The sequence below is a fragment of the Gallibacterium sp. ZY190522 genome (assembly GCF_054166015.1).
On the sequence record NZ_CM135118.1, the window covers coordinates 1559077 to 1574054 of the forward strand.

Below are 14978 nucleotides of genomic sequence, written 5' to 3' on the forward strand. Positions count from 1 at the left end.
AAGCCAGCCACTTAACTATCTATATTTTCATTTTCGAGATGTTGCTGTACGCTGATCTCAGCACGATAACGCTGCTGCATTTTTTCTTGTTGAGAACTGACCAATTCAGCGACAGTAATTTCATTTAAAAAATCTTCGATACGATCACTTAGTTTTTGCCATAATGAATGGGTTAAACATTGAACGCCATCCTGACAATTTCCTTTGCTCTTACATTTTGTGGCTTGGACATTCTCATTTACTGCAGAAATAATCATACCAATCGAAATTTCTTCGCTGGCATAGCCCAATTGATAGCCACCGCCGGGGCCACGGGTACTTTTAACCAAACCGTGGCGACGTAATTTCGCAAATAATTGTTCTAAATAAGAAAGTGATATTTTTTGACGTTCAGAGATATCCGCTAAAGTAACAGGGCCATTGCCTGCATTTAATGCAATATCTAAAATTGCAGTTACCGCATAACGCCCTTTTGAAGTAAGTTTCATCGCAAATTCCCTAACCTTGTTAAAACAGGGGAAATTCTCACATAACCTACTAAAACAGTCAAGTATTATCACGCCGTTTTTAGCTATTGTTATTTCCGATGACTTTCCGTTAGCACTTTTTCTACTGCGGTCAACATTCCTTGCAGAATATTCAGTTCATTACGTTGAATTGCTGTTCTCAAATACAAACGGCGTAATTTTTTCATTACCGCACTGTTTTGAATAAAACCAAGTTGCTGATAAACCTGTTCCGTTTTATTAAAGAAATATTCTAACTCCTCTGCTACCACGCCTTTTGCCGGTATCTCTGCAACTTGTGAATGACGTAATTGATAACCTTGCTGTTTTTGCAAATACGCCATTCTTACTTCATAACTAACTAATTGCACCGCCATCGCTAAATTTAATGAAGAATACTCAGGATTTGCTGGAATATTAAGATGGTAATGACATTTCAACAGTTCCTCATTGGTTAAACCGATCCGTTCACGCCCAAAAACAATTGCCACTTTTCCGTGCGCTGAACGTACAATCGCCAACTCTCCGCAATCCCGCGGTGTTACAGCAGTGGTGGTCAAGTGTCTGGCTCTTGCACTGGTGCCAATCACCAAGGAACAATCAGCAATGGCCTCTTCAAAAGAAGAAACAATATGTGCCTGTTTAACCACATCATCCGCACCGGCGGACAAAGCAATGCTCTCTTCATTAGGCAGGACTTTCGGTGAAACTAAATAGAGTTGGGACAATCCCATTGTTTTCATTGCTCTCGCCGCAGAGCCGATATTTCCCGGATGAGATGTTTCAACTAATACAATTTTGATCTGATCTAATGACATAATGAAACGATTGGATAAAAATAATGGCGGATTTTAACATATTTTCCTTAAGAAAATGACTCGCAATTTAAACGAACATTCCCTATAATGCACGCCGAAATTTGTCAAACTTAAATCCGTTCTTTAAAATCCAGTGGAGAAAATAATGAATCCAATGTTAAATATTGCCATTCGTGCTGCACGAAAGGCAGGCAACATTGTTGCCAAAGGTTTTGAGCGCCGAGATGAAATCGAAACCAGAGAAAAAAGTGCTAATGATTATGTCACCAATATAGATCGCGCCTCTGAAGCTGCCATTATTGATATTATTCGTAAATCTTATCCAACCCACACTATTATTGGAGAAGAAAGTGGTGCGCTGGAAGGCGATAATGAAGTACAATGGGTTATTGATCCGCTGGATGGTACTACTAACTTTGTAAAAGGTTTGCCTCATTTTTCCATTTCAATTGCAGTTCTCGTCAAAGGACGCACTGAAGTTGGCGTCGTATATGATCCAATTCGCAATGAATTATTCACTGCGGTTCGTGGTGAAGGAGCAAAATTAAACGAATACCGCTTACGTTTGGACAGCCGTACCGAATTAAACGGCGCAATTATTGCCACCGGCTTCCCATTCAAAATTAAACGCTATATCCCTGTTCATCTTGAAATGATCAGTTCATTAATCAAAGAGTGTGCCGATTTCCGTCGTACTGGCTCAGCAGCATTGGATCTCTGTTATGTAGCATCAGGTCGTGTTGACGGCTACTTTGAAATGGGATTAAAACCTTGGGATTGTGCAGCAGGTGAATTAATTGTTCGTGAAGCTGGCGGTTTAGTTACCGATTTTATCGGTGGACATAGCTACCTCAAATCAGGCAACATTGTCGCCGGAGGTTCGCGTATCACAAAACAAATCCTCACTAAATTACAGCCTTGTTTAATCCCTGAATTAAAAAAATAATTTGAACGCGCAATAAAGGCGTATTTCCCAAAATACGCCTTTTCCCATTCATAGTGCTTTCCACTCTACCTTTCTACCTCATAAAGTTACCTTCTTATTAGAGGTTAGACCAGAAACCACCCTCTATATAATAATATAGAAAATTAATCAATTTACTGATATAGTTACGTTACTATTTCACACCCTTTATAGGTAGTATATAAAAATTCATTTTTCACTAATTTAATCTTTATCTCTTTAACCGCAAAACTTCAATAACTTAAGTAAAATTCATTTTATTTTTACTATTTTCACCTTGGGAGGTATTAATGTTCGATTCAGGAGTCGAAACTGTAAAAGAAACAGTGCTTTCACTAAAAGAAAAAATTACTGGAATAGATTTTAATTCAATCAAAGATAAAGTGATTTCATTAAAAAACACTGTTTCAACCATTGATTTTAATCTAGTAAAAGAAGATATATCCTCTTTAAAAAGCAATGCTTTATCCATCGCTGCATCAGATTTTAAAAATAAACCGGTGTTATTCAAAGACTCTTTAGACTTACTTACTGATGCTACAAATACACTCAGAAAGATTACCAATCAAATGTCATCAATTAGCGAAATTTCTAATAAGTCATTAGATTTGCTGGATTCTCTTTTTGAGGCTGCCAAAGATATTGTAAACATTGCCTATTCAAAAGGTGGTGTCGAAATTACTAAGTCTGCGACAGAATTAGCGGCAAAAGCGGCATTAATTGTTGATAAAAGTATCATATTAGCAAATAAAGATAATACAATTAGTGAAGCTTTTTATCATTCTATTAACAACTCATTACAAAATATTCAAAAAACAGCTATCAATATTGCTACACATTCACATAATGAAGATAAAGCTGAAATTGCTAAAGCTTCTTTTGAGCTGTTATCTCAAGTTAGTGATGTTATCAGTAATGCCTTAAAAAACTCAGGTGATATAGGTATCGAATCACAACTCTTAGCCGATATTAATCAGTTTTCTCATTCTATTTTGAACACAGCTAAAACAGTTACTGATATAGCTACTATGGATATGAATGATAAAACCTCAATCGCTAAAAATAGCATTTCATTAATAGCCAATGTGAATGATGTTATTTCCGATATTCTAGTAATGACGGATAAAGATACCGAATTATTAAATGCGATTCATAATGTTACTGCGAAAAATCTACAGAATATAGAAGAAAGTGCTGTCAATCTTGCCAATGCGGATGTGCTGTCTCAAGAAGGAAAAGTGAGTATTGCCATTAACTCTTTAACATTAATATCGCAAACCAACAAAATTGTCGCTCAAGTGCTAAATGAAGCTAATTTAAGCACCTCAAAAACCCAGTTTGTTGGTGAATTAACAGATGTATTATTAAATACAGCAAAAAGTATTACATTGTTAGCCACTGGCAATAATTCAACGCCGTTAGGAAAGGAACAACTTGCCGTTGCATCAACAAATCTTATTGGCAATGTGAATGATCTTATTCAATCTATTACAAACTTTAACGGTAAAGAGGATATTGGTAACGCCTTACATAGTGCAGTTGATGGGCAATTATCTCAAATCAAACAGCTTGCTATTGCATTATCAAATAGTGATCTTGATTCTTCTCAAGGTAAAACTGCGATAGCCATTACTTCTTTCGGGCTGATTGCACAAGCAAATAATATTATCAATAAATTCTTGGATAATATGAGTTTAAGTACTAATGTGAGTAAATCGGTTCATAGTTTGACTAATTCAGTGCTAGATGCAGCAAAAATTCTCACAAACGTAGTACAAGTAGATGCTAATAACAATCAAGGAAAGGTCGTGATTGCCAATAGTTCATTAGAACTTTCTAAAACAGCAAGTGATATTGTGTCTACTGTGTTAAAAAGCACATCTATTTCAACACAACATATTGATATAATTCATAATGCAGTAAATAAAACATTAACAGAAATGAAAGATAGTGCGGTAGCAATAGCACTTGCTTCATCTGAAAATAATAGCGCTGAAATTGCAACGCATTCATTAAGTCTGTTATCCGATGCAAGTAATATGTTGAAAGATATTATGCAAGGAATGAGCCCTAATAATGTCATTGCTCCGAAAACATTAGAATTATTTAACTCACTATTTGCAACAGCTCAAAATATCGTTCAATTAGCTGACGCAAAATCTTCAGAAAACATTGCTAAAGCTAGTGTTGATTTGGTGCAAAGCGCAACGATTATCCTCAATAACGTATTAACGTTGGCTAACGTTGATTCTTCTTTAAGTAAAGCTTTTCATCAATCATTTGATGCTTCAGTTTCTCAAATTAAAGAGGTAGCAGCTCAATTAGCTACCGCGTCTTCGGCTTCTGATAAAGCTGAGATTGCAAAACTCTCTTTTGATTTTATTAGTCAAGTAAGCGATTTAGCAACCAACACCTTAACAACAGCTAATACCGGATTAGATACAACACTACTGAATAACGTTAATAGTCTTTCTCATTCTGTCTTAGATGCAGCAAAATCAGTAACTAATATTATTGTTAGTGATAACCCAGCGAATACCGCCAGTTTATCCGTTTCATTAGTTAATAATGCTAATGAAATTGTTTCAAATATCTTAACCTTATCTGGAAAACAAAACGCACTCTCTACGGCAGTACACGATGTAACAGCTAAGCATTTAGCGCCGATTGAGAAAATAGCGATTAACCTTGCGAATGCCGATAACTCAAGCAGTGATGGAAAAGTTGCTATTGCGTTAAACTCATTAACATTAATTGCACAAAGTAATCATTTAATTGAAGAGGTGTTGAAAGAGGCTAACTTAGATAATGCTAAGACTACATTCGCTCACAATTTAACTGATTTAGTATTAGATACTGCGAAAACGATAACTGCATTAGCATCTGCTGACACCAATAAAGTAGATGGCAAACAGCAAATTGCCTCTGCTTCTACACATTTAATCGGACAAATTAATGAGATTGTAAAATCGATCACTACAATAACCAATTCAGAAACAAAAGTTGGTAATGCAGCATATCAATCTTTAAAAAATCATTTAGATCAAGTAGAAAGTATCGCGATGAAACTCGCTGCCGCAAATGCTTCAACAGCGGAGGGCAAAACAGAGATTGCTATTGAGTCTTTCAATTTAATCTCAAAAACCAATGGCATAATGACCGATTTCTTAAATCAAATTGGAATAAAAGAAGAGTTAACCAAACCAATCCAAGGTTTATCTAATTCTATTTTAGATACTGCCAAAACCTTAACTTATGTTGTACAAATTGACCCAACAACAGACAAAGGTAAACTTTCTATCGCAGATAGCTCATTTGAATTGGCAAAATCTGCTAACCAAATTGTCTCATATATTATGGATTTATCCGGCAGCTCAAGTGAACTAAGCCATAATATTGCGAATACGGCTCATCAAATCTTGTCTATATCCCAAGACAGACTATTAAGCATTGGAAATAATATTTCTGCATTGGCAAATGCCGATAAACTCACAAAAGAAGGCGTGAAAATTATTGTAGACAGTTCATTTGCCATCACCAGCGATGTAAATGGCTTTATCACTGATGTGGTGAAAACAGTAGGCAAAGACGGCAATCCTAAAGTGGGGTCAGCCCTATCATTATCCAACTCCATTATTGATATGGGACATTCTATCGCAAACCTAATTCAATCGGATGTTAATACAAGTAGCGGAAAAGCGGCTATTGCTGAAGGCTCAATTAAATTAATTGGCAATATTAATGGCTTAGTCAGTGATGTGTTAAGCCTTTCTAATGCCTCTACCGCCGTTTCTGAAGCAATAAGTTCTTCTGCAGGAGGTATTTTAACTAATTTATCTTCTTTGATAGGTTCATCAATTAAACTTCATAATTGGTCTAATATGACCCAAGCCGATCAAATTGCAGTGGGGTTTGATATTGGATTGAAAGCGGTAAGCACTATTGCGACAGGAGTTGGCACAACAGCACAATCCATTGCAAAAATAATTGGTACTACTACGATGTTGCCACAAATTGGTGCTGCTGTATCAGGAATCGCTCTGGCAGCAAGTCCGTTAGAGATAAAAGGCTTAGTTGACGAACATAAATATGTAAAACAAATTGATTCTCTTGCATCAGAAACAAAAACTTATGGTTATCAAGGTGATGAATTATTAGCCAGCCTTTTAAATGAAAAATTTGCACTTAATACCGCATATACAGCTACAGACATTGCTTTAAATTTAGCAACTACAGCGATCTCTGTGGCAGCAACAGCAAGTGTCATTGGTGCACCGATTGCGGCAATTGCAGGTGTAGTGAGAGGAGCTATCGGCGGTATTATGTCGGCGATCAAACAACCAGCATTGGAACATATTGCTAAACGTTATGTCGATCAAATTGAAAAGTATGGTGATATTCAAAAATACTTTGATCAAAATACTGAGGCGACATTAAATAAATTCTATGCTAACCAAGAAGTGATTCAATCATTTAAGCAATTACACAAATTATATAATGTTGATAACATTATTACTCTGGATGGCGTTTCCAGTTCAAATAGTGCTATTGAATTAGCCGCTATTACCAAATTAGTTGATCAAATGAATAAAGCAAATAATTATGCTCAACTAATTCGTAACGGTGAAATAGATAAAGCTCTCAGCGCTCAATATTTGAGTATGGACGCTAAAACTGGCGTATTAGAAATTACTGCTCCCGGCAACTCATTAATAAAATTTAATAGTCCTTTGTTTGCACCGGGTGTTGAAGAAGCTCGTAGAAAAGCGGTTGGCAAAAATAATTTCTATACGGATCTTATTATTAATGGTCCAAATGAACATACTATTAATGACGGCGCAGGTAATAATATTTTTATTTCTAATGATAAATATGCCTCCGTTTTATATGATGAAAATGGAAAATTATTGAAGCATATTAATCTCAATATCAATGCTGGCGATGGAAATGATACTTATATTGCTGATAACGGACATTCTCTATTTAATGGAGGTAATGGAACAGATAGTGTAAGTTATAATAATGAACATATTCACGGCATTGTTGTTCATGGGCGAGACGCCGGTACTTATTCTGTAACAAAACATATTGCTGATGCAGAAGTGACTGTTGAAAATATTAAAGTGAAAAATCATCAATACGGTAAACGACAAGAACGAGTTGAGTATAGAGAGTTACATATTGAAACAAAATCTTATGATGCAAGCGATATGCTTTACAACGTCGAAGTTATCAGTGCCAGTGACTATGATGATGTTATGTATGGTAGTAAAGGTAATGATTACTTCCTCGCACAAAATGGTAATGATCTCGTTTATGGTAAAGAGGGTGATGACATTATTTTCGGTGGTGCTGGTGATGATAAACTTTATGGAGAAACCGGTAACGACACCTTAAATGGCGGTTTAGGCAAAGATTTAATTTATGGTGGCGAAGGAAATGATACCATTATTCAAGATGATGCTCTTAGTTCCGACACTATCTTCGGCGATGAAGGGATTGATACATTAGATCTTCGTCATTTAGTGATTAATGATGAAGGACTCGGTGTTGTTGCTGATCTCCAGTCCGAGAAGCTTTATAAAGGAACCATCTTTGATCATATCTATGATATAGAGAATATTATAGGTACATCAGGAAATGATAACCTTATTGGAAATCATAAAGATAATATCTTAATCGGTAATGATGGCGATGATATTTTAGAAGGCTATAGCGGTAATGATGTACTTGCCGGAGGAAGTGGCATAAATAAACTTTATGGCGGACAGGGAGCAGATATTTATCTCTTATCCACCAACGCCACAAATTATATCTTCGATCTGACAAAAAATAATTTAGCAAAATTAGAGAATTCAGAAGATCTTAACCTTCAATTCACTAAAGATAGCGATGACAATGTTACCTTATCTTTCAACAAAGATGGCAATACTATCGGTAAAACCATTATAGAAAAAGCGAGCCAATTTGGCACATTCTCAATAGGTGATGGATATTACTTAGATCTTAATGATGGCAAATTTAAGTATATTTTATCCGGAGAAAGCGCCAATGCCGATTTAGCTCAAAATACATTACATTTTAATAAAGGTGAAGAACTTCAAGTTCATGCTGCTGCCAAGGATAACCAAATTATATTAGATCACGAACATCAGCATTACATTAATATTTATAGTAATACGCAGACTAATATTAAAGGCTTTGAAGTTGGTAAAGATAAGCTACAATTATCACTGCTCAGCAACAATTTAAGCTCAGACACCACATTAAGGTTCAGTGGTTATGATGTTGAAGGAGGAGATGTTAATATTACTTCCGGCAATACCTATATTACGTTGTCCGGTGTGGGGCATACAGATTATGCGAGCAAAACATTTAATGAACTGGTCACTATGTATCTTGTTTAATTATTATGGATAACTTCTCAACTTTAGGAAAAGTAATGTGGCTGTGGAGCCATTCGGCTCTACATCGTCGCTGGCCAATTGAATCAGCGATACATTACATTATTCCTGCAATAGAAAAAGCGCAATGTAGACTACTGGTCAATGAGGAAGGAATACCTATCGGCTATGCCAGTTGGGCGTGGTTAAGTGCGGAAGCTGAAAAACGCTATATCTTAGATCCTAACTCATTACGCTACCAAGATTGGCAAAGTGGAGAGCGACTATGGTTTATTGACTTCATTGCGCCATTCAGTTTTCGTGATACGATTAAATTACGCCGATTAATGGGGAAAATTCACGGAAACAGCTATCTTGCTCGCTCAATACGTTTGCGAAAAAACAATAAAGCAGAGGTATTTGAACATATGGGCGGAAGTGTTGATGTGAATGAAAGCAGGAGAATGAAAGAAGCTTTTTATCAAGAAATCAAGGCTTCTTTTATGAAGGGAAATTCATAACTACTTGATAGCAAAAGACTAATTTGCCATTTAGCAAATTAGTCTTTTTTCATATTAACAAAAAATAATGTTATTTTTGAAAATAAATTTTCTTCAGTGCCAACTCTAATCCTCTAAATTCTGCTAAACCACGTAACCGCCCAATCGCAGAATAACCTGGATTGGTTTTCTTTTTCAGATCATCCAACATTTGATGACCGTGATCTGGTCGCATAGGAATTAAACGTTTTTCCCCATTATTCAAACGGCGATATTCCTCATCTAATAAAGCTTTCACTACATTAAACATATCCACATCCCCTTCTAAATGAGCAGCTTCGTGGAAGCTCAAAGGATTATCTTCACGACAAGTTGAACGCAAATGAGCAAAATAAATACGATCAGCAAACTGTTTCGTCATTTTAACAAGATCATTATCAGAACGCACACCATAAGAACCGGTACACATTGTAAAACCGTTCGCTTGAAGAGGTTCAGTTTCCACAAACCATTGCATATCTTCTATTGTTGATACAATGCGAGGCAAACCTAAAATCGGACGTGGAGGATCGTCCGGATGAATCGCCATTTTAATGCCAACTTCCTGTGCAACCGGCACAACTTCGTGCAAGAAATAAGTCAAATGAGTGCGAAATTTTTCTGGAGAAATATCCTTATAGCGATCTAACTGAGCTTGAAATTCATCGAGCGTATAGCCTTCTTCCGCCCCTGGTAAACCAGCAATAATATTACGAGTAAGTTGCTCAATCTCCTCTTTTGACATCTTATCATAATAGACTTTTGCCGCTTGACGTTCCTGTTCAGTATAAACTGTTTCTGCTCCAGGTCTTTTTAATATATATAATTCAAACGCAGCAAATGCAATTTGATCAAAACGAAGTGCTTTAGAACCATCTGGCAATTGGTATGCCAAATCTGTACGAGTCCAATCCAAAACAGGCATAAAATTGTAACAAACCGTATCAATACCGCATTGTGCTAAATTACGCAAAGTCTGCTTATAATTTTCAATCCACTGTTTATAATTGCCTGTCTGGGTCTTAATTTCCTCGTGTACAGGTACACTTTCCACCACAGACCAAGTCAATCCCGCCTGTTCAATTAACTGTTTACGCTGATTGATTTCATTAATATCCCAAATTTGACCGTTTGGAATATGATGTAATGCTGTCACAACACCAGTTGCTCCAGCTTGTCTGATATCCGCTAATGATACAGGATCGTTAGGACCGTACCAACGCCAAGTTTGTTCCATAATTTACTCCTTAATAGTACTTTTGGTCGTTATATTTATTTTGTTTCAATTCCCACCACTACAGGGCTTAGATTAAATAGATACCCATCAAAATTTGGATCATCTACGTCAGAAAGTTCAAACAATTTCTGTTTTACATTTTCTAAATGCTGCCACATTGCTTTACGAGCTAATACTGGATCTTTTTTTTGCATAGCAAATACAATATTCTCGTGATCTTTTATCCATAAATAACGATAATTTTGATTTGGTATATGGGCGTGTAATCCTTGCCACATTTTGCTATTTGTTCGCAAATCCCATAACACTTTCTGCATATGAATAATCACTTCGTTTTGAGTAATCTCCGCAATAGTGCGATGAAAATCTTCATCAGCTACATAATCTTCATCACCGTGTTCTAAAGTTTGCCGCTCACGTAATAGGATTTCTTTTAATTTAGTAATATCTGCTCTTGTTGCTTGAATAGCTGCAAACTCTGCAATACTACTTTCTAAAAGTTGACGAGCTTGTAATAACTCAAATGGTCCAACATCTATTTGTTCTAATGAGTCGTCATTTTCCGCAATACGGGGCAAATCAATAAGATAAACTCCAGATCCTTTTCTTACTTCAACAAACCCCTCAATCTCCAACATAATCAGAGCTTCACGGATTACGGTACGGCTAACATTAAAAAACTCAGCTAAATCCCTTTCTGTAGGTAATTTATCACCAATATGATAAGTACCATTAAATAGTTGTTTTTTTAATTCATTTCCTATTTTTTTATAAGAACGCAAATCTTCAGTAATCATTATGATTTCCTAGTTAATTCAATTAATTTCAGATAAAGAAACCGATACACTCGGAATCCACTGTTTACCATTAACAAATAAAACTCGGCTTTCATTTTTTGGTAATCTGAAATGTAACACGTCATATTTAGGGCTAAAAGAACCTGAACGTTTTAATTTGAGATTAATACTGTTTTCATCACAAATCATAAGGCAATTTATTAACAAATATTTATTCTCTAAATACCCAAAACTTTCACCATCATCATCAAAAATTTGCAATTCCACTTCACCTTTATCAATAAAAGGAACAATGAACAACTCACGATAATCATCTTGTTTTGTATTACTTCCACTATAAGGGTTCAATGGCAATATTGTGCCTGCCTTAATAAATAAAGGTATATGTTCTAAAGGCGCTGGTACAGTGATTGTTTGTTTACCGCTATACCATTGTTCCGTCCAAAAGTCATACCAACCTACGTTATTATCAGGTAAATAAACGGTTCTTTCTCTCTGATTTGGTTCAACTATAGAAGCCACCAATAAATCCCGTCCTAATAGATAATCATCTGTTTCATCAAATGTCTTATGATCACTTTCATGATCTAAAAAAGTCGGTCTTAGTATTGGTTCATCATATTTGTGTGCCATCCATAACAAATTATAAAGATATGGCATTAAATGATAACGAAAACGTATAGTTGCTCTAATGATTTCTGTTACTTGCGGATACATCCAAGGCTCATTTACTGTATGATCATCATTCCAAGAATGAATAGTAAAACGAGGGTGCATTACACCATTTTGAACCCATCGCACAAATAATTCTGGATCAGGTTTATCTCCTGCAAAACCACCAACATCGTGCCCAACATTGTAGAGTGCTGAAAGGCTCATTCCTAAGCCCATTCTGATATTATATTTTAACGTATTCCAACTGGTTCTATTATCGCCACTCCAAGTTTGAACATAACGGTTCATCCCCGGAGAACCGGAACGAGAAATTAAATAAGGTCTTATATTTGGTTTATATTCTAGCTGTGCTTCATAAGAAGCTTTCATCATTAATAATGGCATTAATGGGCGTAATAATTTTATTGGCTTTTCATTACCAAAATAATAACAACGTGCCTGTTCATCCCACACTTCAAATTCATTATTATCATTCCACGTAGAATCAATACCATATTCTAATAATTGTGTTTTTACATTCTGCTTCCACCAATTTATTGTCGCTGGATTGGTAAAATCTAAATGAGAACCTTCATCATCCCAAAACATAGATCTTTCCGGACCTTCAGATTGAGAATCTTTAATAAATAACCCTTCTTCACACGCTTGTTGATATTTAGGATGATCTTGCAATAAACAAGGCTTAATATTAGCCGCTAAATTCATTCCCCCTTGATGGAAATAATTGGTCATTTCCTTTGGTTGAGGGATTTTTTCCCTATTCCAATTAAAAACATAACGTTTATCTTTAATAGAAGTATAGCCGGAAGATAATTGAAATGAATCACAAGGAATATTATATTGTTTACATAAATCAACAAATTTTTTTAACTGTTCTTGTGCATCCGTAGCATCTGTATAATGCATTGTCGAACCGCTATAACCTAAACTCCATTTAGGTCCAAATATAGTTCCACCAGTAAGGCGACAATATTTTTTAGTAACATCAATAATTTTAGGTCCTAAAATAAAATAATAATCCAAGTCTCCATCTTCTGCCCGATAAGAACGATAATAAGCGTGATAATTATCCAACTCATTACCTAAATCGAACCAACAATTTGATAAATTATCATAGTAAATTCCATAACTTCCCTGCTCATTATGTGTAATATAAAATGGAATATGTTTATAAAGAGGATCCGTTTTCTCTGCATTATAACCCATTGCATCAAGATTTCTCATTTCAAATCTACGACCATAACGATTCAAATTTCCTGTTTTTTCTCCTAATCCATAATAATATTCTGAAGTATTTCTTTGCATAAAATGAGAAGTTTTATTCTGTGATATTCCCATTAAATATGCACCTGTCTTCCTATCTCTAGCAATTGTTTTCCAATTTCCTAATTCTGTTTTATATTGCCATTCCAACCATAATGGATGGTGAATAATCACTTTCAACTTTTCAGTTGAAATTTCTAACGTTTCATCTCCTTTAGTCAACTGATATTGAGGCAAACTAAATCCATCTACGGACCACTTATCTCGTCCCGTCCATTCAATATCAGGTTGATTCGGTGAAATAGCCCAAGTATTAGGCAATCTAAATTGATGATCTTTTGCAAAAGCAATTCTAAATATATCTTCTTCTAATACAAAAATATGCAGAAAAAAACCATATTCACATTCAATATCTATTCTATTATTTTGCTGATATTGTAAATTCCAATTCTTTAATGTTTTCATTTTATTTCTCTCCCAATTTTAATTAATATCCTAATAAAACTCTCGGTAAAAATAGGCTAATATCAGGGATATATGTAATTAATAACAAACTAAGAACTAATGCAAAATAAAAAGGTAGCAATGGTTTAATAACCTGATTTATTTTTACGCCACCTACTGAGCAACCAATAAATAATGCACTACCTACTGGCGGTGTACAAATACCGATAGAAAGATTGAATGCCATTAATATACCGAAATGAACAGGATCCATTCCTAATTCAGTAACAATAGGTAAGAAAATTGGTGTGAAAATAAGTAATGCCGGAGTCATATCCATAAATACTCCAACAACCAACAAAATAATATTGATGATAAGTAAAATAATGATTGGATTATCTGAAACGGCTAATAAAGCATCGCTGATTGTATAAGGTATATCAGCATTCGCCATTGCCCAAGACATCCCCATAGAAGTTCCAATCAATAACAAAACAATCGCTGTGGTCACTACAGAATCTAAAATAATTTGTGGAAGTTCTTTTAATTTCACTTCTCTATAAATAACCATTGCTAAAATTAAGGTATATACAACAGCAAACGCAGATGCTTCTGTAGCAGTAAAAATACCACCAATAATACCGCCCATAATTACAATAATTAATCCAAGACTTGGTAAAGCATCTAATGTTTTTTTCAAAGCCTCTTGGCAAGTTGGTTTTGGCGAAACCGGATAATGACGTTTTTTCGCAATAAATCCGATAATCAACATAATCGATAATCCCATCAAAATCCCTGGAATATATCCAGCCAAGAATAATGCTCCGATGGAGGTACCACCTGAAATTAATGAATAAACAATGAAGGTATTACTTGGCGGAATTAATAATCCTGTAGGGCAAGAGGCGATATTTACTGCCGTTGAAAAAGCAGGATCATAGCCTTCTTTTTTCTGTAATGGCGACATTATACCGCCCATTGCCGCCCCAGAAGCCACCGCAGAGCCTGAAATAGAACCAAACATCATATTGGCAAGCACATTAACGTGTGCCAATGAACCAGGTAATCGGCCACCAATTACTTTAGCAAACTCAATAAGGCGTAATGCAATTCCACCTCTGTTCATAATATTTCCTGCGAGAATAAAAAAAGGAATTGCTAAAAGAGAAAAACTATCCAAGCCGGACGCCATTTTTTGCGAAATAACAGCAATAGCTGAGTCAAACGGCAATGACAACATTATGGTTAATAATGATGCAATACCAATTGAAAAAGAGATAGGAACTCCTATAAAAAGGAGTATGAAAAAGCTAGAACTTAATACAATAACTGTAGACCATTCCATAATATGC

The 14978-nt window shown here is 35.4% G+C and carries 9 protein-coding genes; 3 read left to right on the forward strand and 6 right to left on the reverse strand.

Annotation, left to right across the window (positions count from 1 at the left end):
* Positions 1–11: 11 nt before the first annotated feature.
* Entirely contained in the window at positions 12–488 is a 477-nt protein-coding gene (iscR, locus tag ACXPAV_RS07590) for a Fe-S cluster assembly transcriptional regulator IscR (RefSeq protein ID WP_458003139.1), read from the reverse strand.
* 89 nt (positions 489–577) lie between these two features.
* Positions 578–1324: a tRNA (cytosine(32)/uridine(32)-2'-O)-methyltransferase TrmJ gene (trmJ, locus tag ACXPAV_RS07595; protein ID WP_458003140.1), complete on the reverse strand. Its 747-nt coding sequence runs from the start codon at positions 1322–1324 to the stop codon at positions 578–580.
* A 145-nt stretch (positions 1325–1469) separates the two neighbouring features.
* Here trmJ and suhB point away from each other — a divergent pair, with 145 nt between their 5' ends.
* The 3 genes from suhB to ACXPAV_RS07610 all read left to right on the forward strand — a co-directional run bounded on the left by suhB (position 1470) and on the right by ACXPAV_RS07610 (position 9192).
* On the forward strand, positions 1470–2270 hold the full coding sequence (gene suhB, locus ACXPAV_RS07600; protein WP_039134296.1) for an inositol-1-monophosphatase: 801 nt from the start codon (positions 1470–1472) through the stop codon (positions 2268–2270).
* Between the two features lie 308 nt (positions 2271–2578).
* Positions 2579–8695 carry an RTX toxin gene (locus ACXPAV_RS07605; protein ID WP_458003141.1) on the forward strand — a complete coding sequence of 2039 codons (6117 nt, stop codon included), beginning with the start codon at positions 2579–2581 and terminating at the stop codon, positions 8693–8695.
* A gap of 35 nt (positions 8696–8730) precedes the next feature.
* Positions 8731–9192: a toxin-activating lysine-acyltransferase gene (locus ACXPAV_RS07610; RefSeq protein ID WP_458003142.1), complete on the forward strand. Its 462-nt coding sequence runs from the start codon at positions 8731–8733 to the stop codon at positions 9190–9192.
* 70 nt (positions 9193–9262) lie between these two features.
* Here ACXPAV_RS07610 and uxuA read toward each other — a convergent pair whose 3' ends face one another.
* From uxuA to ACXPAV_RS07630, 4 genes are read right to left on the reverse strand one after another with little or no spacing between them, the layout of a single operon-like run.
* Positions 9263–10447: a mannonate dehydratase gene (gene uxuA, locus ACXPAV_RS07615; RefSeq protein ID WP_458003143.1), complete on the reverse strand. Its 1185-nt coding sequence runs from the start codon at positions 10445–10447 to the stop codon at positions 9263–9265.
* A gap of 35 nt (positions 10448–10482) precedes the next feature.
* On the reverse strand, positions 10483–11244 hold the full coding sequence (locus tag ACXPAV_RS07620) for an FCD domain-containing protein (protein WP_039134288.1): 762 nt from the start codon (positions 11242–11244) through the stop codon (positions 10483–10485).
* Positions 11245–11262: 18 nt separating this feature from the next.
* Entirely contained in the window at positions 11263–13647 is a 2385-nt protein-coding gene (locus ACXPAV_RS07625) for a TIM-barrel domain-containing protein (protein WP_458003144.1), read from the reverse strand.
* Between the two features lie 22 nt (positions 13648–13669).
* Positions 13670–14971 carry a TRAP transporter large permease gene (locus ACXPAV_RS07630; protein ID WP_039086437.1) on the reverse strand — a complete coding sequence of 434 codons (1302 nt, stop codon included), beginning with the start codon at positions 14969–14971 and terminating at the stop codon, positions 13670–13672.
* Positions 14972–14978: the final 7 nt, after the last annotated feature.

Coding starts and splice junctions, on each gene's coding strand:
- iscR (WP_458003139.1), bottom strand. CDS start 488: ATGAAACTTACTTCAAAAGGGCGTTATGCGGTAACTGCAATTTTAGAT.
- trmJ (WP_458003140.1), bottom strand. CDS start 1,324: ATGTCATTAGATCAGATCAAAATTGTATTAGTTGAAACATCTCATCCG.
- suhB (WP_039134296.1), top strand. CDS start 1,470: ATGAATCCAATGTTAAATATTGCCATTCGTGCTGCACGAAAGGCAGGC.
- ACXPAV_RS07605 (WP_458003141.1), top strand. CDS start 2,579: ATGTTCGATTCAGGAGTCGAAACTGTAAAAGAAACAGTGCTTTCACTA.
- ACXPAV_RS07610 (WP_458003142.1), top strand. CDS start 8,731: ATGTGGCTGTGGAGCCATTCGGCTCTACATCGTCGCTGGCCAATTGAA.
- uxuA (WP_458003143.1), bottom strand. CDS start 10,447: ATGGAACAAACTTGGCGTTGGTACGGTCCTAACGATCCTGTATCATTA.
- ACXPAV_RS07620 (WP_039134288.1), bottom strand. CDS start 11,244: ATGATTACTGAAGATTTGCGTTCTTATAAAAAAATAGGAAATGAATTA.
- ACXPAV_RS07625 (WP_458003144.1), bottom strand. CDS start 13,647: ATGAAAACATTAAAGAATTGGAATTTACAATATCAGCAAAATAATAGA.
- ACXPAV_RS07630 (WP_039086437.1), bottom strand. CDS start 14,971: ATGGAATGGTCTACAGTTATTGTATTAAGTTCTAGCTTTTTCATACTC.